The sequence below is a fragment of the Arthrobacter sp. PvP023 genome (genome assembly GCF_017832975.1).
In the GTDB taxonomy this organism is placed as follows: Bacteria; Actinomycetota; Actinomycetes; order Actinomycetales; family Micrococcaceae; genus Arthrobacter.
The window spans coordinates 1,604,852-1,626,567 of sequence record NZ_JAFIBI010000001.1; the positions used below are offsets into that span (position 1 = coordinate 1,604,852).

At 66.8% G+C, this 21,716-nt stretch carries 17 protein-coding genes, 2 tRNA genes and 1 pseudogene; 14 read left to right on the forward strand and 6 right to left on the reverse strand.

All coding sequences use genetic code 11. The features are described from left to right. The first annotated feature begins 26 nt into the window (after positions 1–26). Both JOE31_RS07370 and JOE31_RS07375 read left to right on the forward strand, forming a co-directional pair. The gene (locus tag JOE31_RS07370; RefSeq protein ID WP_245199050.1) at positions 27–1,406 is read left to right on the forward strand and encodes a glycosyltransferase 87 family protein; all 1,380 of its coding nucleotides are present in this window, start codon (positions 27–29) and stop codon (positions 1,404–1,406) included. Beyond that, positions 1,403–2,149: an SDR family oxidoreductase gene (locus JOE31_RS07375; RefSeq protein WP_209742988.1), complete on the forward strand. Its 747-nt coding sequence runs from the start codon at positions 1,403–1,405 to the stop codon at positions 2,147–2,149. Before JOE31_RS07370 ends, JOE31_RS07375 begins: the two co-directional genes overlap by 4 nt. A 117-nt stretch (positions 2,150–2,266) precedes the next feature. Here the strand turns inward: JOE31_RS07375 and JOE31_RS07380 are convergent, their stop codons facing one another. The 4 genes from JOE31_RS07380 to JOE31_RS07395 are packed head-to-tail and all read right to left on the reverse strand — an operon-like array spanning position 2,267 to position 7,037. Then, positions 2,267–3,466 carry an acyl-CoA dehydrogenase family protein gene (locus tag JOE31_RS07380; RefSeq protein ID WP_209742990.1) on the reverse strand — a complete coding sequence of 400 codons (1,200 nt, stop codon included), beginning with the start codon at positions 3,464–3,466 and terminating at the stop codon, positions 2,267–2,269. Positions 3,467–3,514: 48 nt separating this feature from the next. Continuing rightward, positions 3,515–5,002 carry an APC family permease gene (locus JOE31_RS07385; protein ID WP_209742993.1) on the reverse strand — a complete coding sequence of 496 codons (1,488 nt, stop codon included), beginning with the start codon at positions 5,000–5,002 and terminating at the stop codon, positions 3,515–3,517. Then, positions 4,999–6,219, reverse strand: coding sequence for a glutathionylspermidine synthase family protein (locus JOE31_RS07390; RefSeq protein WP_209742995.1), 1,221 nt, complete (start codon positions 6,217–6,219; stop codon positions 4,999–5,001). Before JOE31_RS07390 ends, JOE31_RS07385 begins: the two co-directional genes overlap by 4 nt. Before the next feature lie 2 nt (positions 6,220–6,221). Beyond that, complete coding sequence (locus JOE31_RS07395) at positions 6,222–7,037, reverse strand: Tat pathway signal protein (RefSeq protein ID WP_209742997.1); 816 nt, start codon at positions 7,035–7,037, stop codon at positions 6,222–6,224. Between the two features lie 175 nt (positions 7,038–7,212). Here JOE31_RS07395 and JOE31_RS07400 point away from each other — a divergent pair, with 175 nt between their 5' ends. From JOE31_RS07400 to JOE31_RS07425, 6 genes are all read left to right on the forward strand, one after another. Continuing rightward, a complete protein-coding gene (locus JOE31_RS07400; protein ID WP_209742999.1) occupies positions 7,213–8,820 on the forward strand; it encodes a DUF4118 domain-containing protein in 1,608 nt (535 codons plus the stop codon). After that, positions 8,817–9,491: a response regulator gene (locus tag JOE31_RS07405; RefSeq protein ID WP_209748221.1), complete on the forward strand. Its 675-nt coding sequence runs from the start codon at positions 8,817–8,819 to the stop codon at positions 9,489–9,491. The genes JOE31_RS07400 and JOE31_RS07405 overlap by 4 nt, the downstream gene beginning before the upstream one ends. 93 nt (positions 9,492–9,584) lie before the next feature. After that, positions 9,585–10,238, forward strand: a complete 654-nt coding sequence (locus JOE31_RS07410) for an MOSC domain-containing protein (RefSeq protein WP_209743001.1) — start codon at positions 9,585–9,587, stop codon at positions 10,236–10,238. Between the two features lie 445 nt (positions 10,239–10,683). Then, positions 10,684–12,912, forward strand: coding sequence for a DEAD/DEAH box helicase (locus JOE31_RS07415; protein ID WP_209743003.1), 2,229 nt, complete (start codon positions 10,684–10,686; stop codon positions 12,910–12,912). A 249-nt stretch (positions 12,913–13,161) separates the two neighbouring features. Further along, positions 13,162–13,233: transfer RNA gene (locus JOE31_RS07420), tRNA-Thr, on the forward strand. A gap of 61 nt (positions 13,234–13,294) precedes the next feature. After that, positions 13,295–13,371: transfer RNA gene (locus JOE31_RS07425), tRNA-Met, on the forward strand. Positions 13,372–13,763: 392 nt separating this feature from the next. Here the strand turns inward: JOE31_RS07425 and JOE31_RS21695 are convergent. After that, positions 13,764–13,886, reverse strand: a complete 123-nt coding sequence (locus JOE31_RS21695; RefSeq protein ID WP_280872671.1) for a hypothetical protein — start codon at positions 13,884–13,886, stop codon at positions 13,764–13,766. Positions 13,887–14,129: 243 nt separating this feature from the next. Between JOE31_RS21695 and yidC the strand changes: the two are divergent. From yidC to JOE31_RS07450, 5 genes and pseudogenes are all read left to right on the forward strand, one after another. Then, positions 14,130–14,927 (forward strand): annotated as a pseudogene (gene yidC, locus JOE31_RS07430) (membrane protein insertase YidC); the annotation flags it as partial. 126 nt (positions 14,928–15,053) lie between these two features. Continuing rightward, on the forward strand, positions 15,054–15,563 hold the full coding sequence (locus JOE31_RS07435) for an RNA polymerase sigma factor (RefSeq protein ID WP_209743005.1): 510 nt from the start codon (positions 15,054–15,056) through the stop codon (positions 15,561–15,563). A 1-nt stretch (position 15,564) separates the two neighbouring features. Beyond that, positions 15,565–16,509, forward strand: coding sequence for a hypothetical protein (locus tag JOE31_RS07440; RefSeq protein WP_209743007.1), 945 nt, complete (start codon positions 15,565–15,567; stop codon positions 16,507–16,509). Between the two features lie 120 nt (positions 16,510–16,629). Then, positions 16,630–17,289: an SDR family oxidoreductase gene (locus JOE31_RS07445; protein WP_209743009.1), complete on the forward strand. Its 660-nt coding sequence runs from the start codon at positions 16,630–16,632 to the stop codon at positions 17,287–17,289. Positions 17,290–17,376: 87 nt separating this feature from the next. Further along, positions 17,377–18,948 (forward strand): Na+/H+ antiporter, encoded by a 1,572-nt coding sequence (locus JOE31_RS07450; RefSeq protein WP_209743011.1) that lies wholly within the window; start codon positions 17,377–17,379, stop codon positions 18,946–18,948. A gap of 13 nt (positions 18,949–18,961) precedes the next feature. Here JOE31_RS07450 and JOE31_RS07455 read toward each other — a convergent pair whose 3' ends face one another. After that, a complete protein-coding gene (locus tag JOE31_RS07455; protein ID WP_209743013.1) occupies positions 18,962–20,164 on the reverse strand; it encodes an ROK family transcriptional regulator in 1,203 nt (400 codons plus the stop codon). 241 nt (positions 20,165–20,405) lie between these two features. On the opposite strand from JOE31_RS07455, the gene JOE31_RS07460 reads away from it, so the two are divergent. After that, entirely contained in the window at positions 20,406–21,707 is a 1,302-nt protein-coding gene (locus JOE31_RS07460) for an extracellular solute-binding protein (RefSeq protein WP_209743015.1), read from the forward strand. Positions 21,708–21,716 lie beyond the last annotated feature (9 nt).

A 21,716-nucleotide genomic window follows, 5' to 3' on the forward strand; every position in this document is an offset into this window, starting at 1 on the left:
GCAGGAACAACGTTTGGGGACACGGGATGGCACTGCTCGACGCCGAAAAAGAGCTCGACGCCGGACCTCGCCTACGCGCGGGGGCGGAACCCGGGCCACTCGCCGGGGCCGCCGGATCCTGGTACCGCAGCCGGCCGGCGCTGGGCGTCGCCGGTGAGCTGGTGACGCTCCTGGCCGTCCTGGCCGCAGCCTGGTTCGTCGCCCAACGCCTTGACGCCTGGGCCGGGCACGGTCTCGATTTCAGCGTGTACTGGCACGGCGGCAAGATCCTCAACGAGGCCGGCCAGTCGCCGTCGGACCTGTACAGCCTGACCGTGGGCTGGGCCGGAGGGCCGGAGCTGCCGTTCACGTACCCGCCCTTCGCCGCGCTGCTATTCAGCCTGCTGGCCAGGCTGCCGGAGAAATCCGCGCTGATGCTTTTCAATGCCGCCGGGGCGGCAGTTGCCGTGTGGGTTGCCGTGCGCGGCGTGCGCTACTGGAGCGCGAAACAGGACTGGCGCTCCACCTTCGGAGCTTCCGGATTCCAGGCAACACGCAACAAATGGGGCGCCGTGATCCTGCTGCTTGCCGTCCTGAACCTGGGCCCGTGGCGTGAGACCCTGGCGTTCGGCCAAATCAACATCCTGCTGATGGGGATCATGGCGGCCGACCTGCTGGCCAGGAACCAGCGGTGGGTCCGCGGTTTTCCGGGCCGGGGCTTCCTGGTGGGGATGGCCGGCATCAAACTGACGCCACTGGTCTTCGGCCTGTACTTCCTGGTGCGCAAGGACTGGCGCGGCCTGTTCAACATGGCCGGGGGGTTCGCCTTCACTGTGCTGCTGGGCTGGCTGGTCCGCCCGGCGGAATCGTTCCGGTTCTGGCTGGAGATCCTCCCGGACACGTCCAGGATCGGCGGCGCAGGCTACGTGGACAACCTCTCACTCAAAGGTGCCCTGCTGCATTTCGGTGTTCCCGAAGCCGGCGTCACGGTTCCCTGGCTGCTGCTGGGCCTGCTGGTGACAGGCATGGGCGCCATGGTGATCAAGGCCGCAAACGACCAGGGCTCACGGGTGGTTGCCATTTCGGCCACAGCCCTCACTATGCTGCTCATCAGCCCCGTCTCGTGGTCCCACCACTGGGTCTGGATGGCGGCAGTCCTCCCGGCCTTTGCCTGGACCCTGCGTGAGACGCCGCACCGTTACCGTGCCACCCGCTGGCTGATGGGCGGAGTGCTGGGGGCCTCGATCATCGTGTTCTTCTTTTCCCCCAAGAGCATCGGCGAGGCCCTGGGCGCGGAGAACCTGGACTTCCAAACGCCGGAGCCCTGGCTGATGGCCTCCAGCGCCGGCGTGTTCTGCGCCGTGGCCATCCTGGCGTGCTGGCTCGTGGTGCTCCGGCGGGGGTCCCTGGCCGAGGTGCCCGCATGAGCAGGACAGTGTTGGTGACCGGCGTCGGCCGCCTTGCCGGTATCGGTGCCGGCATTGCCCGCCGCCTCGCTGCCGACGGCTGGGACCTGGTGCTGACGTACTGGCAGGACTACGATTCCCGGATGCCCTGGGGAGTCCAGCCGGAGGATGTTGAACGCCTCACGGCGGAACTTGAAGCAACCGGCGCCCGCGTCGTTGCCGTGCCTGCGGACTTGGAGGATCCGCTGGCCGTGGATCGGCTCATGGCCGCCGTGGCGGAGCAGGCCGGAACGTTGCAGGGGCTGGTGCTGAGCCACGCCGAGTCCGTGGACTCCGGCATCCTGGACACCACCCTGGCCAGCTGGGACCGGCACTTTGCCGTCAATGCCCGGGCCAGCTGGCAGTTGATCGCGGCCTTCGCCCGGCAGGCGTCGGACGACGGCGGCGCCATCGTGGCGCTGACCAGTGACCACACGGCGTTCAACCTGCCGTACGGCGCTTCCAAGGGGGCGCTGGACCGGACCGTCATTGCCGCGGCACGGGAGCTGGGGCCGATCGGCATCACCGCGAACGTGCTGAACCCCGGGCCGGTGGATACGGGCTGGATGGACAGGGCCCTGCGGGAGGACCTCACCCGGCAACAACCCGGCGGAAGACTCGGTACCCCCGCGGACGTGGCCGGAACCGTGGCGTTCCTGCTCTCGCCGGAAGGCCGCTGGGTGTCCGGTCAGCTGATCAAGGCCGACGGCGGCTTCTCGGCCTAGGTTCACCCATCCGCCCGCCCGCCCAACTGACTCGCAATTCCAGCCCAAGTAGCTCGCAGTTAACGTCGTGAAAAGCGCGTTTCACGACGTTAACTGCGAGTCAGTTGGGCCAGGGAATTAGCGGAAGGCGCCGATGCCGGTGATGTGCTGGCCCAGGATGAGGGTGTGGACCTCGTCGGTCCCCTCATAGGTGCGGACCGACTCGAGGTTCGAGGCGTGCCGCAACGGCGAGTAGTCAAGGGTGATCCCGTTCCCGCCCAGGATGGAGCGGGCCTCCCGGGCAATACCCAGCGCCTCGCGTACGTTGTTCAGCTTGCCGAGTGAAATCTGTTCCGGCCGCAGGGTGCCGGCGTCCTTCAGACGGCCCAGGTGGAGCGCCAGCATGGTCCCCTTCTGGATCTCCAGGAGCATGTTCACCAGCTTCTCCTGGGTCAGCTGGTACCCGGCCAGCGGCCGGCCGAACTGGAGCCGGTCCTGCGAGTACTTCAGGGCGGCCTCGTAGGAATCACGGGCAGCACCCATGGCACCCCAGGCAATCCCGTACCGCGCTTCGTTGAGGCAGGTGAAGGGGCCCCGCAGGCCTCGGGCACCCGGCAGCAGGGCCTCCGGACCCAGCCGCACGCCGTCGAACGCCACGTCGCACTGGATCGAGGCGCGCATCGAAAGTTTCCGGTTGATCGGCGTCGCGGTGACCCCGGGAGTTCCGGCGGGCACCAGGAAGCCGCGGACGCCGTCTTCGGTCATGGCCCACACCACCATCACCCCGGCCACGGAAGCCAGCCCGATCCAGCGCTTGGCGCCGTCGAGCACCCACCCGGCGTCGTCCCCGGATCCGTCGCGGCGGGCCGTCGTGGTCATGGAGGACGGATCTGATCCGGCAGTCGGTTCGGTCAGGGCGAAACAACCGATTACCTCGCCGGCGGCCATCCGGGGGAGCCACTCCTGTTTCTGGTCCTCGGACCCCCACTTGTGGATGGCGGTCATGGCCAGGGAACCCTGCACCGAGACGAAGGTGCGGATTCCGGAGTCCCCGGCCTCCAGCTCCATGGCCGCCAGGCCGTACTCGACGGCGGAGCGCCCGGGGCACCGGTAACCCTCCAGGTGCATGCCGAGCACGCCCAGCTCGCCGAGTTCGGGGGCAAGGTCGAGCGGAAACACGGCGTCGTCGTACCAGCGGGCAATATCCGGTTTGATCCGCTGCTCCGTGAAATCGCGAATGCGCTCCCGGAGAGCCAGCTCCTCAGCCGTCAGCAGGGCGTCAAGGCCCAGGACATCGGAGGTGTCGGAAACAGCGGGGAGGTCAGCGGCGTTGCTCATTGGAGCATCCTACGGCGTGCTTGTCCGGACTGCCGGTACCCCATGTTCCTATAGCTTGCTGGGCTCCGCCTGCCGTGCCACGAAGTAGTCCCGGGTGGCGGGGGAGAAGCGGCACACCACGGCCAGTACCACGCCCAGCGCCAGCAGCACCACGCCGCTGACGAAGGCGCCGCCCACGCCGAAGATCTCCGTATCGCCGTAGGCCGGGTCCCACATCTGGACGGCGGAGATGAAGAACGCCGCAGTCAGCATCAGTGCGCCGAGCAGCGGCAGGATGCCCCGGAACCAGAGATTGCGGGCGGAAACGCGCAAGGTACCGCGGAAGAACCAGAAGCAGGCGAAGCCGGTCAGCGCATAGTAGAAAGCAATGAACAGGCTGATGGCGCTGATGGAGTCGGAAAGCAGGTTCTGGCTCAGGAAGCTCATGGCCACGTAGTACACGACGGCGGCGGCCCCCATCACCTGGGTGGAGAACCCCGGAGTCTGGTTTCGCGGGTGGACTTCGCCGAACTTGGCCGGCAGGGCGCCGTGGACGCCCATGGACAGCGTCCCGCGGGCGGTGGGCAGGATGGTGGTCTGGGTGGAGGACAGTACCGAGGCCAGCACGGCCACCACGATCAGCCAGCCCCATGGGCCAAGCACAACATCCTTCATGGCCAGGAAGACGTCATCCTGGTTTTCCGCATTGCCGAGGCCGATGCCGTCCGTGCCCACGGTGGCATACATCATCACCAGGAGCGCCACGGAAACGTAGATGGCCATCAGGACGAAGGCGGAGATGACGGCACCGCGGCCGGGCGTCCTGGACGGGTTCTCGGTTTCCTCATTCACGGCCAGGCAGGTGTCCCAGCCCCAATAGATGAAAAGGGCCAGCAGGGCACCGTGAACCACTGCGCCGGGATCGGCGAAGGCTCCGGCGGGGTTGAACCATTCGAAGTCGAATGCCTGGCCCTCCGGTGCTCCGCCCGCAATCCGGAACACGATGGCCAGCGCGAATATGCCCAGCGAAACATACTGCACGTAGGTCAGCACCCGCTGGACGTGCTCGCCGAGCCGGATGCCCCGGTAGTTCACCAGGGTCATGAAGACAATGAACACGACGCCGGTGGCCGTCACCAGAAGGTCGTTTTCGGCCAGCGAACCGTCGCCGACCAGCAGCCACAGGTATTGCCCGGCCACCTGGGCCAGGTTGGCTAGCACCACGATGCCCGCAAGGGCAACGCCCCAGCCGCCCAGCCAGCCCGCCCACGGGCCGAATGCCCGGCGGGCCCAGATGAAGGTGGTGCCGCAGTCCGGCATGGCGCTGTTCAGTTCTCGGAAGGCGTAGGCGATGAAGAGCACCGGCACAAAGCCCAAGAGGAGGATCAGCGGGGTGTAGTTGCCATTGACCGCCACGATCAGGCCCAGCGTGGCGGCGAGTGAATAGACGGGGGCGGTGGACGCCAGCCCCAGCATGACCGAGTCGCCCAGGTCCAGGATGCCGGCGCGCAGCCCCTTGGACGGGACCTCCGCCGTCGTCGTCGTCCCTGTGCTCATAGTGCGATACCTGCTTTGCTGGAGGAGGCCGAAGCGGCCTGGACTGAAAGGGGTGCCGGGGCGTCGATCGTGTTGGGGACGAACCGGCAGAAGTAATCGGTGATGGGGCCGTCCGATTCGCGGATGCCGCAGCCCACGGACTCGCCATCCACCACCCAGAGGCCCAGAACCGGGTGGTTGCCGTCGAAGTCGGGCAGGGAGTGGAACTGCTGGTAACACCAGCCCTCGCGCCCGTAGCCGCCCGGCTGCTCCATGTTGATGCCGGCAGCGTGGATCTTGATGTTGTCCCCTTCGCGGCCGTGCAGCGGCTTGGCTACCCATTCCTTCAGCGGCCCGGGTTCGTTCAGGTAAGCCGGGAGGAGGTTGGGGTGGTCAGGGTACAGGTGCCACAACGCGGCCAGGAGTGCCTTGTTGGACAGGAGCATTTTCCAGGCCGGCTCCACCCAGCGCGGATTGTGGGCACGTTGCAGCAGCCGCTGGCCGAAGGGTTCCTTAATCATCAGTTCCCACGGATACAGCTTGAATATCGTGCTGATCATGAAGTTGTCCAGGTCCACAAAGCGGTTCAGGTTGGGGTCCCAGCCGATGTCGGACATGTTGATGCCGATGGTGGTCCAGCCGCCCTGGCCGGCGACGTCCCGCATGTAGGCCGCCGTCATCCAGTCCTCGCCGGACTGCTCGGCTTCCGAGTGCGCAATGTGCAGGGTGCTCATGCCGGTGCGGTACTGGAGTTTCTTCCACTGCCGGATCAGGGCTTCATGGATGCCGTTCCACTGGTCCTTCTCCGGGAATACGTCCTGCAGCCAGAACCATTGCGCCACGGAGGCCTCGATCAGCCCCGTGGGCGTGTCCGCGTTGTACTCGAGCATCTTGGCAGGGCCGCCGTGGCCGTCGTAGACGAAGTCGAAGCGGCCGTAGATGTCCATGTCCCCGGCCTGCAGTGATTCCGCGGCCAGCTCCAGCGCCTGCGGACCGATACCGATGTTGCCCATGGCCCCGGTGGCCAGGTATTTGGCTGCCTCAAGGCACATCAGGTGCATGTCCTCGGCGGTCTTCTCGAGGGTTTCCACCTCGTCCATGGTGAATTCGTAGTACGCAGACTCGTTCCAGTACTCGATCTTCTTGCCGTCAGGCATGGTGGTGGTGGAAAAGACCAGCCCCTGTTCCTCGATCTTCCGCTTCCAGTCGGGCCTGGGGGTTGCAGTCAGTCTCTTCACGCCTAGCCTCCCGTGCTTCCGCCCTTGGAGCTGCTGCCGAAGCCGCCCCTGCTGACCGTGCCGCCCTTGGTGCTGTAGCCCTTGGACGATTTCGCCCCCTGCGGCACAGTTTTGGTGAAGCCGGTGTACTGAGAACGGTTCTGCCCGACCGCCGGAACGCTGGCGCCGCGCGAGTAGAAGTACCAGGCGTAAATGCCGGAGCTCCGCCCGGCGCTGCTGCTGTTGTCGCACTGGGCGTCGTCCACGCGCTCGCCGGTTTCGTCGTTGAAACAGACCTGGGCGTAGTCGGCCTCCGCCTCGTTGCTGGCCACGATGGCGGTGATGGTGCCTGCCAGCAGGGCAGTGACGCCGAGGCCGACGACGACGGTGCGGCGCTGCGAGCGCTTCTTCCGTGCCGCTGCCTCCCGCTTGCGTTCACGCTCAAAGGGATCGATGACCGGGCCCGGTCCTGCCCCCGGTGACGGAAGCGGGCCCGCGCCCGGCGTAGCACCCGTCCCTCCGGCCTGGCCCTTCTGCCGCCGTCCGGGCTTCATGCCGGGGTTCCCCGGTTCGGGCGCTCCTCTGCCCGCTGCCGAATCGTTGAGCAGTTCCGGGCGGAGCTCCGGTTTGGGAACCTGCCAGGGCGGCAGCTGACCCGTCGCCGGATCATGGGGCTGCGGCGTGAAGTCCCCGGGCGCGGTCATCCACCCGGGTTCGGAAGCCCCGGGACCACCGGCTCCTGCCGGCTCGCTATCCGGGCGCTGTTGGCCGGAACGGTTGTCCTCTGGATCCTTCGTTGGATCCTTCGAAGGGTCCTGGCTCGGGTCCTGCGGTTCCATGGGTCCCCCTTGGTTGTCCATGCTTAAGCTGTGATCCTCCACGCGCACGTCTGAGGCCGCGCGGCGACGCCGACGCGGCAAGACACTGCTGTGTAAACCTGAAGTTAGCCTAGTGCCTGACAGCAGGTGCTGTTAACGGAAAACGGGGGAGAACTGCCCATGCCAAGATGGAGCCATGGCAGCAGTTGAATCCGCCCGCGGCGGCGCCGCCCGATCCGGCCCCGGACGGTCGGGGACGGCAGGTTCGGGGACGGCAGCCCCGGAGCTCCAGGGCATCGGGCGGAGCCGCTTTGTCGTCGGCATGGTGCTTGCCGTGGTCCTGCCGCCCGGAGTGGAAGTACTGGTGACCCTGGCGGGATACCGGAACTTCGCCATCATCATGCTGCTACATCTCGCGGTCGCGGTGGCGGTGGCTGCCATCGGGGGATTCTGGCCCGCCGTCGTGGCAGCGGTCCTGGGCACCACGCTCCTCAACTACTTCTCAGCCGATCCCGTGGGCACGCTGTCCATCGCCGATCCCTCCACCCTGTTCACCCTCCTGGTGTTCCTGGCCGTCGCCTGCAGCGTGGCCCTTGCCGTTGGCCTGGCGACCCGCCGGGCGCAGGAAGCCGCCAGGTCCGGGGCTGAAGCCACGGCTTTGAGCGAGCTGTCCCTGCGGATCCTCAGTTCCGACGGCAGCCTGGAGACGTTCCTTGAGAAGGTCCGCAGCAGGCTGGGGGTGGACGCCGTGACCTTGCTGGCCGACAGCTCACCCGGCAGTTCACCCGGCAGCCCGCATGGGGCGGGACCCGCCGCCGGAAGCGTTCCGGGGCGGCCCCGTAGCAACAACACCTCATGGGCAGTGCTCGCCAGTGCCGGGACCAGCGCGCCGGTGACGCACGCGGCTGCCGACCACGCCGTCGTCGTCGATTCCCGCTACACGCTGCTGATCAACGGCGGACCGCCGGCCGGTCATACGTTTTCCGGACAGCACCAGCGCATGCTGGCCGCTTTCGGGGCGTTCCTGGTGGCGATCCTGGAACGGCGCCAACTGGCGGCGAGCATGCAGGACAACCAGCGGCTCTCCGAGGGCAACAAGATGCGCACGTCCATCCTGAGGGCGGTCAGCCATGACCTGCGCACCCCGCTGGCCGGGATCAAGCTGGCCGTCAGCAGCCTGCGCCAGGAGGATGTGCAGTTTTCCCCGGAGGACGAACGCGAACTGCTCGCCACCATCGAGGATTCGGCCGACAGGCTGGACCACCTGATCGGCAACCTGCTGGACATGTCCCGGATCACGGCTGACTCGGTCAACCCGCTCCTGCGCGGGCTGGGCTGGGCGGACGTGCTGCCCGATGCGCTCAAGGGGCTGCCTGCGGCGCGGATCCGCGTGGAACTGCCGCCCAACCTGCCCCGCGTGGAGGCCGACGCCGGGATGCTGGAGCGCGTGGTGGCGAACCTGGTGGAGAACGCGCTCAAGTACGCGCCGGACGCCGATGTGGTGCTGACAGCGCGGGCGGGGGAGGGAATCGCACTGGCAGGCAGGCCTGCCAGCGAATTCCGCGTGGTGGACCATGGCGCCGGAGTTGCCCCGGCGGCGGTGCTGGACATGTTTCAGCCGTTCCAGCGGCTCAACGATTCCCAGCGCACCGGAGGCGGCCGCACCGTGGGGATCGGGCTTGGCCTGGCCGTTGCCAACGGCTTCACCGAAGCCATGGGAGGAATCCTAGCGGCGGAGCCGACGCCGGGCGGCGGGCTGACCATGGTGGTCACCCTTCCGCTGTGGGAGGGTCCGCTGCCGTGACCCTGGTCCTGATTATCGAAGACGAGGCACAGCTGGCCCGGGCCATGCAGATCAACCTCCGCGCCCACGGTTACCAGGCAATCACCGCGGGCCTGGGAGCGGACGGGCTGAAACTGGCCGCCCAGCACCCCGTGGACATCGTGGTGCTGGACCTCGGGCTCCCGGACATGGACGGAGTGGACGTGATCCGGGGGATCCGCGGCTGGAGCTCCGTTCCCGTCATCGTGCTTTCCGCCCGCCACGCTTCGGAGGACAAAGTGGAAGCGCTCGACGCCGGGGCGGACGACTACGTGACCAAGCCGTTCGGCCTCGACGAGCTGCTGGCGCGGCTGCGCGCAGCCTCCCGGCGCTCGCCGGCCCAACGTGAGGCTCCCACCGTTGAAACTGCGGACTTCGTGGTGGATTTGGCGGCGCGCAAGGTTGTCCGGGACGGACACGAAATCCGCCTTACGCCCACCGAGTGGAACATCCTCGAACTGCTGGTGCGCAATCCGGGAAAGCTGGTTAGCCAGCAACAGCTGCTCACCCAGGTCTGGGGCCAGGCGTACGCCAAAGAGACCCAGTACCTGCGCGTCTACCTGGCCCAGCTGCGGCGCAAGCTCGAGCAGGACCCGGCCCGGCCGCGCCACCTGCACACGGAAGCGGGCATGGGGTACCGCTTCGATCCCTGACGCCCGCCGCGGAAGTTCTCCGGGAAGTGGCCCGCGGAAGTTGGCCGCGTAAGTTCCCCCGGCAATCCGGTCCGAAGAATCTAGACTGTAGCCATGGAAACCGCATCTGTGCTTGCCGTGTGCCGGGTACACCAGCTTCTGAGCGATGAAGGGAGCGTGGGCGTCACGGCCATCGACAAGCGTGCCGTCGATGGTCCGGTCAAGGTTCACAAACTCGGGCTCCACGGCGACGTCCAGGCGAACCGCATCCACCACGGCGGTGCGGACCAGGCGCTGTACGCCTACTCCCAGGACGACGCCGACTACTGGGCGGGGGAGCTGCAGCGGGAACTGCCGCCGGGAGTATTCGGCGAGAACCTGCGGGTCGCCGGAATAGGAACCACCACTGCGGTGATCGGCGAACGGTGGAAGATCGGCCTGGACGTCGAAGTCGAAGTGACGTCGCCCCGCGTTCCCTGTGCCACGTTCCAGCGCCGCATGGACGAGGCGCGGTGGGTCAAGCGGTTCACCGAGGCAGGCCGGGTGGGTACCTATCTTCGCGTCATCAAGACGGGGACCATCCAGGCCGGCGACCATGTCCACCGGCTGTTCGTTCCCAACCACGGTGTGACCATCGGCAGCTGGTTCAGCGCTCCCACCATCGAGTACATGGACGCGCTGCGGGACGCGGACGCGGACGGCGAGATCCGCCTGCAGCCGGAGTACCACGAGGAATTCGAGAAGATCCAGCGGCGTCTGGGCGTCTAGCGCCACCGGGCCCCGGACGGCCGCAGTGACCCGTGCAGAGGCCGGCAGGTGCTGCCCCGACGGGCCGTTGTGCCCAACGTCACCCGCCGCTGGCCGCCGGCGGGTTAGTGCAAGGAGGAACCATGCCTTACACTTGAAATATCCCCCACTCCGGAAATCCCTTATTCCTGCCCAATTTTTGAGGCAGGACTGGCAAGTGTTGGGGCCCGCACAAGCGATGCGGGCATTTTCATAGGGAGAGCCGGCTAAAGAAAACGCTGTGCAGACTGCTGGGATAGCAGCCAAGAGATGCAGCGGGAAGTCCTGCCACGGGATTGCGAAAGCGCCGGACTTCTACGTGACCGGCCGGTCAATGTCTGCCCGGCGTCCAAACGGCACATGTACTGCGGCTCCGCTCACCTCGGGTTGTGCCGCCTGGCCCCCTATGGATGAGGAAAACTTCCCTATGCCCGAAAATCACAACGACGCCATCAACGAAACGGCTACTGCCGAGACCACCGAGACGGCCGTAGAAACCCCCGAGACCGCCGCTCCCGTAGCCGGTTCCGCCCCCGTTTTCACCGAGGCCCCGGCACCCGCCGAGGCGCCCGCCGCTGAAGAACGTCCGGCCGCCGAGGCGCCCGCCGCTGAAGCCCCGAAGACCGAAGCCCCCAAGGCCGACCCCACCAGCGGCGAGGCTGACACCGAAGCTGAAGGCATTCGTTTCGCCGACCTCGGCATCGACGGCCGCGTCCTCGCCGCACTGCAGGACGTCGGCTACGAGAAGCCGTCCCCCATTCAGGCAGCAACCATTCCGCTGCTGCTCGAAGGCCGCGACGTCGTGGGCCTGGCCCAGACCGGTACCGGTAAGACTGCAGCATTCGCAGTACCGGCACTGTCCCGCCTGGCCGAGCTCCACGACCTCAACGGCCCGTCCCGCAAGACGCAGGCCCTGGTCCTCGCCCCGACCCGCGAGCTGGCGCTCCAGGTTGCCGAGGCCTTCACCTCCTACGCCAAGCACATTGACGACTTCACGGTCCTGCCGGTTTACGGCGGCTCCGCCTACGGCCCCCAGCTCGCCGGCCTGCGCCGCGGTGCCCAGGTTGTCGTCGGTACCCCCGGCCGCGTGATCGACCACATCTCCAAGGGTTCCCTGGACCTGTCCGAGCTCCAGTACCTGGTGCTGGATGAGGCCGACGAAATGCTGCGCATGGGCTTCGCCGAAGACGTGGAGCAGATCTTCCAGCAGACTCCTTCGGACCGCCAGGTTGCGCTGTTCTCGGCCACCATGCCGAGCCAGATCCGCCGGATGTCCAAGCAGTACCTGAACAACCCGGCCGAGATCTCGGTGAAATCCAAGACCACCACCGGTGCGAACACCCGCCAGCGCTACCTGCAGGTCATGGGCCCGCACAAGCTCGACGCGCTGACCCGCATCCTCGAGGTCGAAGAGTTCGACGGCGTCATCGCCTTCGTGCGCACCAAGATGGCCACCGAGGACCTCGCCGACAAGCTGAAGTCCCGCGGCTTCCAGGCTGCCGCCATCAACGGTGACATCCCGCAGCAGCAGCGCGAACGCACTGTGGACGCGCTGAAGGAAGGCCGCATCGACATCCTGGTGGCCACCGACGTCGCGGCCCGCGGCCTTGACGTGGAGCGCATCAGCCATGTGGTCAACTACGACATCCCCCACGACACCGAGTCCTACGTCCACCGCATCGGCCGCACCGGCCGTGCAGGCCGTTCCGGCGACGCGATCCTGTTCATGACGCCGCGGGAGAAGTACCTGCTCCGTTCCATCGAGAAGGCCACCCGCCAGCCGGTGGAGCAGATGCACCTGCCCACGGCCGAGACCGTGAACACGCTGCGCCTGGGCAAGTTTGCCGAGCGCATCACCGAGACCCTCGCGTCCGAAGATGTTGCACCGTTCCGCGACCTCATCTCCTCCTACGAGGAAGAGCACAACGTCCCGGCCTCGGAGATCGCGGCAGCACTGGCCGTCATGGCGCAGGGCGGCCAGCCGCTCCTGGTGAAGGAACTGCCTGCAGCTCCCGAGTTCCAGAAGCGCGAGCGCTCCAAGGACGGCTTTGGCTCACGCGGCCCGACCCGCACCCTGACCGAGGGTAACGCCACCTACCGGATCGCCGTCGGACGCCGCCAGCGCGTCATGCCGGGTTCCATCGTCGGCGCCATTGCCAACGAAGGCGGCATTTCCTCGGCCCAGATCGGCGGCATTGACATCCGATCGGACCACTCCCTCGTGGAGCTTCCGGCGGACCTCAGCCCCGAGCAGCTGCGTGCACTGTCCCGCACCCGGATTGGCGGCGAGCTGATCCACCTCGAGCTGGACAACGGCCGCAAGCCCTCCGGTGGCGCCGGTGAGCGTGGCGGTTACCAGGGCAACCGTGGCGGCGACCGTGGCGGGTACTCCGGCGGCGGAGACCGTGGCGGCAACTTCAAGGGCAACGGCGGGTTCAAGAAGGAATTCCGCAAGAACGACGGCGAGCGGTCCTCCGCTGACCGTGGCGGCCGCTCCTTCAGCGACCGTTCGGAGCGCAGCGTGGGCGCTGACAGCGGCGCCAGCCGCGGCCAGGCCAGCGACTCCCGCTTCGGCGGCCACGGCGACGGTGCACGCAAGCCGCGCCATGGCAACGAAGGCGGACACCGCGACTTCAACCGCAAGGGCAAGTGGTAAGCCCTAGCAGCACCAGGCACTGAAAACGGGCCGGCTTTCGAGCCGGCCCGTTTTCGTTTAACCCGTCCACCCCGCACGCAGCCCCGTGTATGCTTCGTCACACGGAGCCTGCAACGTTGCTGCAGGAGCTTCCGTCAGGGCCCTCGGCGGCGTTTTTGGGCCCGGATTTCCGGGGTTTTCGGCCAGTTGGGGCCTGTCCTGCCGCCGATTTGTTGGGAGCGGAATCTTCCGGTAGAGTATTTACTCGTTGCCCCCCTAGCTCAGTGGTAGAGCGCGTTCTTGGTAAGAACGAGGTCACCGGATCGATTCCGGTGGGGGGCTCTGAATGAGAGCCTGTGTCAAGGCGGTTTTTGACCGGCTTGATGCAGGTTTTCTCATTCGTGGCGGTGTAGCTCAGTTGGTTAGAGCGCACGACTCATAATCGTGAGGTCGGGAGATCGAGCCTCCCCACCGCTACCAAAACCGCAGGTCAGAGGCGTATTGCCTCTGACCTGCTTTTGTTTTAAGCACCCGATCCAACGGAACCCCTGCTTAGGCGTACCGGTCGGCTGCCGGGACGGCATGGCAGTCAGCACAGGCATAGAGGGCCTGGTGCTCGCAGGTGTTGGCCAGACCGGCGTCCTTAGTGGCGGTGAGACCTTGCGCGGACCGTGGCCGAGGCAAGACCTGCGGCGGCTATCAGGGATCCGACCATGATGGCAACGCCTGAGAGGTATTCAGTGAAAGTCATTTCGGCACACCTTCCATCTAGTAGTGCACCGAAGCTACCGGCCCCGGCGGGGTGTTAGCGGAGGATCGCCGTGTCGGTTGCTCACAATTGGGTATCGGCGTACCGGCCACACAACCCAGAGCTACCGCCAGTGGAGCGCCAGCGTGACGACAGCAAGTGTGGCCACGGTCAGGACGCTGAGCCCGACATGTGCCAGCCATCGGGGGCGTCGCGGACGGTGCGGGTTGATGTCGACGTATGGCAAGGCCGGGGTCTCCTCGTTGAGTGTGCATGTGGCTGGAGTGAGGGACGGCCCGCTTCAGAGTGGGCACAACGGAAGCGGACCGCCTGCTCAATAGTAAGCGAACTTATGAAACGCGCCATACGGCCCGAAAGACCGGAATGGGCTTCCCTGTTGTCAATCGGTGGCCCCCTGACGTATGCAGGGACCGTGACAAGGGCCGCGATCCGCCAGTAGCTTGGCAGCAACTGGCGGATGGGGATCTCAGTGGAGCTTTTTGAAGGAATCATGTTTCCGTTCAAGTGGCTGGTTTCCACCATCATGGTGGGCTTCCACGACGGACTGGGAGCTATGGGGATGCCCCCTGCCGGCGGCTGGACCTGGACGTTGTCCATCATCGGGCTGGTGCTGGCCATCCGCGCCGCCCTGATCCCCGTGTTCCTGCAGCAGGTCAACGCCCAGCGCCGAATGCGCCTCCTGCAGCCGGACCTGAAAAGACTGCAGGACAAGTACAAGGGCAAGGCCGACCAACTGTCCCGCCAGGCCATGGCGCAGGAGCAGATGGCCCTTTACAAGAAGCATGGAACCAACCCGTTCTCAGCCTGCTTACCCCTGCTGATCCAGGCCCCGTTCTTCCTGGCCCTCTTCCAAGTGCTCTCCGGCATCTCCTCTGCGGCCGGGCGCGGCGAGGGGATCGGGACCATGAGCCACGAGCAGGTGGTGCAGTTCGATCAGTCCAGCATCTTCGGAGCCCCGCTGTCCGCGTCGCTGCTGCACGGCGGCGGCGATGCCCTTGCGGTGACGCTGCTGGCCATCGTGATGATCCTGGCCATGACGGCTGCGCAGTTCCTGACGCAGAAGCTGATCATGGCCAGGTACACGTCCGAAGAGGCCGCGGCCGGTCCGGCGATGATCCAGCAGAAGATGATTCTCTACATCCTGCCGGTCATCTTCGGGGCCGGCGGCATCGTGTTTCCCATCGGCGTCCTGATCTACTGGACCGTTTCCAACCTGTGGACGCTGGCGCAGCAATTCGTGGTGAGGGGCCGGGCATCCGGCCCCGGCAGGGTGCCGTGAGCATTGCCGGGGCGGGCAGCGCCGAAAATTCCCTGCGATGTGAGTAACGCCTGGCGTTGGGCCGGAAACAATACAGATAGAACGCGGCTCAGGACTACTCATCAGGGGGATATTGTGCTTTCCGAGCGTGAACTGGCGTTTATAGCCCTACACAAGGACAACTATCCAGCGGTCTTCCGGTATGTGCGCCGGAGGGTGGAATCCCCGGAGGTGGCGGAGGAAATCGCCGCCGATGTCTTCCGGGTTGTGTGGCAGAAGTGGGGCGACCAGCCGAGGGCTGATATCGCCTGGCTGGTCACCGTAGCGCGGAACATGATCGGCAATGCGTACCGGAGCCGTGACCGCCAACGCGCGCTGCAGGAGAAGCTGCGGGCCACGGCGATCCTCAGTTTCGGAGACGGATCCGAATACCTGGCCGTGCATGATGCCATGGCCGGTCTGCGGGAGAAAGACCGGGACATCCTCCAGCTCGCCTACTGGGACGGGCTTGGCACGCCGGAAATCGCTGATGTGCTCCAGTGCAGCGAGTCCGCCGCCAAGGTTCGGCTGCACCGGGCGCGGGCTGCGTTCCGGAAGCAGATGCCAGCTGGAGTAGAAACGATCACACAGAGGATGGGTGCCTGAAATGGATCCAATCAAGACCATGATTTCCGCGACGGATCCCGTGCGCCACGATCCGTCCACACCCGACGGCGAAGCGGCCCTTCGCCGGATGCTGGCCGAACCGGCCGCGTTCAGTGACCGGCTCCCGGCCGGTGCAACCTCGCTCGAGGACCGAAGGCTGCGGCGCGCCCGGCTCGCCGGCGTGATCACCTTGGCGGCCGCAGCTGTCGCCGCGGGAGTCCTGGCGGCCACCAATCTTGGTCCGGTGACGCCCGCGCCAGGGCCGGCCGCCACGGTGACCGGATCGGTAACGCCGACGCCGGCTGCAACAGAGCCGGCTGCAACAGAGCCGGCTGCAACAGAGCCGGCCGCGACGGCGCCGCCGCAGGCCGCCTCGGGGCGGACCTTCGTATTCCCGGACGGACATCTCTCCTTCGCATACCCCGAAGGGTGGAGCGTCCGGACGGAACAGGGCCCGTACCTGTCTGAAGAGACAAAGGCCGGCTCCGTCGTCGCGGTGGTGGCTGACGACTCCGGCTCCGAGGTGGCGCGGGTCCTCAGCGGGATGTACGGCGACGGGGCGGCGGGCAGCGTCAAACGCACGGTCCTTGACCACACGCCCGTGCCGGGGATTTCCGACGTCTCAGGGAACCCTGCCGAGTTCGGCTTCGCCGCGGACCAGATCCTTCCCGTCTCCTATCCCGGAATGCCGGCCCCCACCGAGCCAGCCGACGGCACCGCCCTCTACTACTTCATGGATGTCAGGCTGGCCCAGGAGTTCCTGCCGACGCAGGACACTTCGGGGACCAACCAGATTCGCCTGCCGAACGGGGTGATGTCGGCCTACGCTGTGTTCGACTTCGAAAAGCAGCCGGCCTTCGCCACACCCGATGCGGCGAGGGACTGGATGGCAGGCGAACGGTACGCGCAGTTGAAGGCTCTTCTCCTCAGCCTGCGCTACTCGTAGCCTGGTCCGGCCTCCATGGACAAGGTCCTCCCGCCCGAGCAGGGTGGGAGGACCTAGTTTTCGGTTAAGCCAAGCGCGAGCGCGGGTGCGGCCACGCCACCCGTGGGACAGAATGGGTCAATGACGCGCATCGCAATCATCGGCGGCCACGGCAAAGTGGCTTTGGAACTGGCCAGAATCCTCGCGGCGGACGGTGAGGACGTCACGTCCTTCTTCCGCAACCCGGACCACACGGACGACGTCGCGGCGACCGGCGCTACGCCGTCGGTCCTGGACGTTGAAAATACGACGACGGCGGAACTCGCCGGCGCCCTCAGCGGCCACGACGCCGTGGTGTGGTCCGCAGGTGCCGGCGGCGGCAGCCCCGAACGCACCTACGCCGTGGACCGGGACGCAGCCATCCGTTCGATGGACGCGGCGGCTGAGGCCGGCGTCGGGCGCTACGTCATGGTCTCCTACTTCGGTGCAGGCCCGGACCACGGAGTCCCGGCGGACAACAGCTTCCACGCGTACGCCGAGGCGAAGGCCGCCGCGGACCAGTACCTCCGCGGCACGGACCTGGCCTGGACCATCCTGGGCCCGGGAACCCTGACGGACGGCCCCGGCAACGGCCTCATCGACGTCAATCCGGCGGACACCTCCGCGGGCACGGCCACCTCACGGGCCAACGTGGCACTCGTGACGGCCGCCGTCCTGGGCCTGCCGGAAACCGCCGGACGCACCATCGAGTTCCGGGACGGCACGCTCCCGGTCGCGGCAGCGCTGCAGCCCGCCCGCTAGGCGGGCCGGCCCCCGGACCGCACCCGATACTGTGGGGGAGGCGCCCGCGCATGACCGCGGCGCCTCCGCTTCGGGGAAAGTGAGCCTATGGACCAGCTGGCACTTATTATCGGACTCCTGCTTGCCACGGTGGTGGCGGTGGGTCTGGGGGATAGGCTCCGGCTTCCCTATCCCGTGCTCATGCTGATCCTGGCGGCATCGCTGACGTTTATTCCCGGCTTCCCGGAGATGGAGATCTCCCCAGAGCTGATCCTGCCCATCTTCCTGCCGCCGCTGCTGTTCGCGACGGCCCAGCGCAGTTCCTGGGCCGTGTTCCGGGTCCGCTGGCGCACGCTGGTCATGCTCGCCGTGGCCCTGGTGGTGGTATCCACAGCAGCAGTCGCCGGGGCGGCCTGGCTCATGATTCCCGGCATCGGGATCCCCGCCGCGATCGCCCTGGGCGCCATGGTGGCTCCGCCGGACCCCGTAGCCGTGGAGTCCGTGGCCGGCCGGGTGCATATGCCGCGGCGGCTCATCACCGTCCTGCAAAGCGAGGGCCTCTTCAATGATGCCGCCGCCATTGTGATCTTCCAGGCTGCCGTGGCGGCGGCGGTATCCGGCAGCAGGATAGGGCCCGACGTCGTCCTCAAGTTCCTCGTGGGGGCTGCGGTTGCGGTGCTGGTGGGCGTCGCCATGGGCTGGGTCACGGCGCTGATCACCCGGTTGGTGACCTCCATGGTGGCGCGCAGCGCGGTCACCCTGGTTGTGCCGTTTGCCGCCTACATCCTCGCCGAAGAGGTGCACGCCTCAGGCGTGATCGCCGTCGTCGTTACCGCCCTGGAGATGCAACGCCACTCGCGTCCGCAGGACGCCGCCGAACGGGTCACCCGGACGGCCTTCTGGGACGTGGTGGAACTTCTGGTGACCGGGCTGGCCTTCGGGCTGGTGGGCCTGGAAATCCGCCAGGTCGTCCACGATGAAGGCACTGAGATCTACGGGATGATCGGCAGCGCGGCGGTGGTGTGCGTCATCGTGTTCGCGGTCAGGTTCCTGTGGCTCGGCCTCCTGGCGGCCTCGGCACGCAAGAACAGCAACCTGCTGCAGCCCACCTCGGCCAAGGAGGTCCTGATCCTGACCTGGTGCGGCATGCGCGGCCTGGCCACCCTGGCGCTCGCGCTGGCACTGCCCCTGACGCTGGATGACGGCACGCCGTTCCCGGCGCGGGACCACCTGCTGGTCATCGCCTGCGCAGTGCTGCTGGCAACGCTGGTGCTGCCCGGGCTGACCCTGCCCTGGCTGATGAAGGTGCTGAAAGCCACCGGCGACGGTTCGGAGGAGCGGGACGCCGCCCGGGTGCTGGCCAAACGGGCGCAGCAGGCCGCCGTCGCTGCCCTGAAGGACAACGACCTCGTGAAGGAGCTCCCGCCGGAGAAGGTGGCGCTGGTCAAGGAGAAAATGACGCGGCTGCACGCGGAACTCCTGGACGGAAGCCTCCGGAACGAATCCCTGGGGGAGAAGCGGCAGCGCGGCCGCGAACTCGCCATTGCCGTGCAGACCATTGCGCTCGACGCCGCCCGCCAGGAAGTGGTGGCGGCACGCAATGAACCGGACATGGACCCGGAAGTGGCGGACCGCGTGCTGCGCCAGCTGGACCTCCGCACCATGATCATGCCGGAGTAGGTCACGGGGCACCCTAGGCAGTGGCCGCGAGCTCCAGGTCAAGGGTGTTCTTCTCCACGTAGTCCAGGGCGCACCGCACCGCGCCCACGGTCACGATTGAGTCGCCCAGGGGGGAAGCCGCTACGGTCGGGGGAGTGGCGGTGAACCCGGGAAGCCGTGCCGCGATGGGCTCCAGCAGCACGCCCGCCGAGTTGGCCACGGCGCCTCCGATGACCACCAGCTCAGGGTTGATGATGGTGGCCACGGCCCCGATGACCCTGGCCATACGGTCGGCCAGCCGCTCCAGGATCTTCAAGGCAACAGCGTCCCCGGCGGCGGCAGCGGCGAAAACGTGTTCCGCCTCGACGGTGCCGGCCGTGTGCTCCCGGAGCGAGGTTTTGGCCTTCCCGGCCAGCGCCTCCGCGGCCCAGGTACGGGCCAGGTAAGCGATACCGAAGGTGTCTCCCACACCCTCCACCATGTCAAGGAACGCCAGCTCGCCGGCGCCGCCGCCCCGGCCGTGCAGCAGCCGCCCGCCGTCGATCACTCCCGAGCCGAGGCGTTCACTGGCGAGAATGACCACGACGTCGTCCACACCGGCCGCCGCACCGCGCCAGCGCTCACCCAGGGCGGCGAGGTTGGCATCGTTTTCCAGCAGCACCGTCCACCCGCGAAGGTCCCGCAGCGCCGCCTTCAGGCCGACGTCGAACAGTCCCCAGAAGTGCTGGGTCACCAGCACCTCGCCGTTGCGGTCCACCGGGGCCGCGATCCCGGCGCAGACGGCGAGCACCGCGTCAGGGGAGGCTCCCACGCTGTGCAGGGCCATCATGGCGGTCCGGTCAACCACGGCGACGCGTTCTTCCGCCGTGATCTCGGCGCCGGCGAACGGCTGGCTGGACCGGCCCAGGGCCTTGCCGCGGAGATCGGCCACCACCACGGTGGCCTTGGAGATACCCACGTCCATGCCCAGGACGTATCCGGCGCGCTCGTCGAGCTCGAACCGCCGCGCCGGCCTGCCCTTCTGGTAGCCGCCAAAGGCCCGCTGGTTTTCCAGTTCCCGGATCCAGCCGCGCTCCATGAGGTCCTCGCAGACGGAAATTGCCGTTGCCCGGGTCAGCCCGGTGGCTTCCATGACTTCCGTGACCGTCACCGCCTGGGAAGCACGCATGAAGTCGAGCACTGCCCCGGCGCTCACCCGGCGCAGCAGCTGGGGCGTTGCAGCAGTCATTTCCGACATGGTGTTGACCTCTCTGTGCTTTGCACCACATAATACTTGAGGAACTAAATTTAGATTCCAAATAAACATTGATTGTATCTACACGCAGAGCATGGCGGGCAGGACGGCCGCCGAACGCCGGCTCTTCTCCCAGCCCTTCACCCGCCTTTTGCAAAGGAGCAACTGTGAACCGCATCCTGAAGCACTGCCCGCCCGCACCGCAGGCACAGCCCCGTCATCTCCGCACGTCAGCCCCTGCCCAGTGAGCGCGGTACTCCCCGCGTCGCCGCTCAGCCGGCGTGCGCTGCTCCGGGCTGCAGGCCTGGCCGGCGCCGCATTCATGGTTCCCCTCTCCGGCTGCGGCGCCACGCCCGCGGCGCAGAACGGGGTCACCACGCTCCGGTTCATGCAGAACAAGCCCGAAGTGGTGGACTACTTCAACCAGGTGATCAAGGACTTTGAGGCGCTGAACCCGGACATCCGGGTGATTCAGGACTTCAACGAGGGCAACTTTGTTCCCGGCCTCGTCCGCAATGATCCGCCGGACGTGGTGACCCGCGGTTTCGCGCAGGCCACCGCCGACTTCGTCAAGAAGGGCATCTTCGCCGACCTCTCGGACATGCCCGTAGCAACCACCATCGACCCTAAGATGCAGGAGCTGATCAATTCCTGGGGTCAGTACAAGGGCACCGAGATCAGTGCCCTGCCGTTCTCGCTTGCGGCAGCCGGCGTCATCTACAACCGCGACATCTTCGAGGCCCAGGGGGTCGCCGTCCCCACCACCTGGGACGGTTTCGTTGCGGCCTGCGAGAAGTTCAAGGCGGCCGGCATCGCTCCGATCTACGGAACGTACAAGGACCCCTGGACCCTCGCCCAGGGCATGTTCGATTACGCGTCCGGCGGCACGCTGGACATTGCGGAATTCTTCACGAAGCTCAAGGCCAAGGGTGCCGGCATCACCAGCGACGCCGCCGAATCGTTTGCCAACAACTTCGGCCCGGCCCTGCCCAAGATGCTCCAGCTCGCCTCGTTCTCGCAGAACGGAGCGGCCAGCAAGAACTACGCGGACGGCAATGCCGCATTCGCCAAGGGGCAGGCGGCCATGTACCTGCAGGGCCCGTGGGCGCTATCGCAGCTCGTGGCAGCCAACAAGAACATCAGGCTGGGAACGTTCCCGCTGCCGGTGACGAACAACCCGGCGGAGACCAAGGCCCGCGTGAACGTGGACATGGCGCTCTCCATCACCCGCAATACGCCCAACATGGCTGCGGCGCGGCGGTTCGTCAACTACCTGCTGGAACCGTCCGTGGTGAACACGTACAACGAGAAGAACGCTGCGTTCTCGCCGCTCAAGGACGCTCCCGCCGTCAGTAATCCGCAGATTACCGGGCTGAACGCAGCAGTCGAAGAGGCCCGCTACTTCCAGGGTGCCGTTACCTACTTCCCGCCGTCGGTCCCCGTGAACAACTACATCCAGTCCTTCGTGTACAGCAAGAACGGCGAACAGTTCCTTTCCGCGCTCGACGACGAATGGCGACGAGTCGCCGAGCGTACCGCGGTCTGACCCCCACCC

Coding starts and splice junctions, on each gene's coding strand:
- JOE31_RS07370 (WP_245199050.1), top strand. CDS start 27: ATGGCACTGCTCGACGCCGAAAAAGAGCTCGACGCCGGACCTCGCCTA.
- JOE31_RS07375 (WP_209742988.1), top strand. CDS start 1,403: ATGAGCAGGACAGTGTTGGTGACCGGCGTCGGCCGCCTTGCCGGTATC.
- JOE31_RS07380 (WP_209742990.1), bottom strand. CDS start 3,466: ATGAGCAACGCCGCTGACCTCCCCGCTGTTTCCGACACCTCCGATGTC.
- JOE31_RS07385 (WP_209742993.1), bottom strand. CDS start 5,002: ATGAGCACAGGGACGACGACGACGGCGGAGGTCCCGTCCAAGGGGCTG.
- JOE31_RS07395 (WP_209742997.1), bottom strand. CDS start 7,037: ATGGAACCGCAGGACCCGAGCCAGGACCCTTCGAAGGATCCAACGAAG.
- JOE31_RS07400 (WP_209742999.1), top strand. CDS start 7,213: ATGGCAGCAGTTGAATCCGCCCGCGGCGGCGCCGCCCGATCCGGCCCC.
- JOE31_RS07410 (WP_209743001.1), top strand. CDS start 9,585: ATGGAAACCGCATCTGTGCTTGCCGTGTGCCGGGTACACCAGCTTCTG.
- JOE31_RS07415 (WP_209743003.1), top strand. CDS start 10,684: ATGCCCGAAAATCACAACGACGCCATCAACGAAACGGCTACTGCCGAG.
- JOE31_RS07440 (WP_209743007.1), top strand. CDS start 15,565: ATGGATCCAATCAAGACCATGATTTCCGCGACGGATCCCGTGCGCCAC.
- JOE31_RS07445 (WP_209743009.1), top strand. CDS start 16,630: ATGACGCGCATCGCAATCATCGGCGGCCACGGCAAAGTGGCTTTGGAA.
- JOE31_RS07450 (WP_209743011.1), top strand. CDS start 17,377: ATGGACCAGCTGGCACTTATTATCGGACTCCTGCTTGCCACGGTGGTG.
- JOE31_RS07455 (WP_209743013.1), bottom strand. CDS start 20,164: ATGTCGGAAATGACTGCTGCAACGCCCCAGCTGCTGCGCCGGGTGAGC.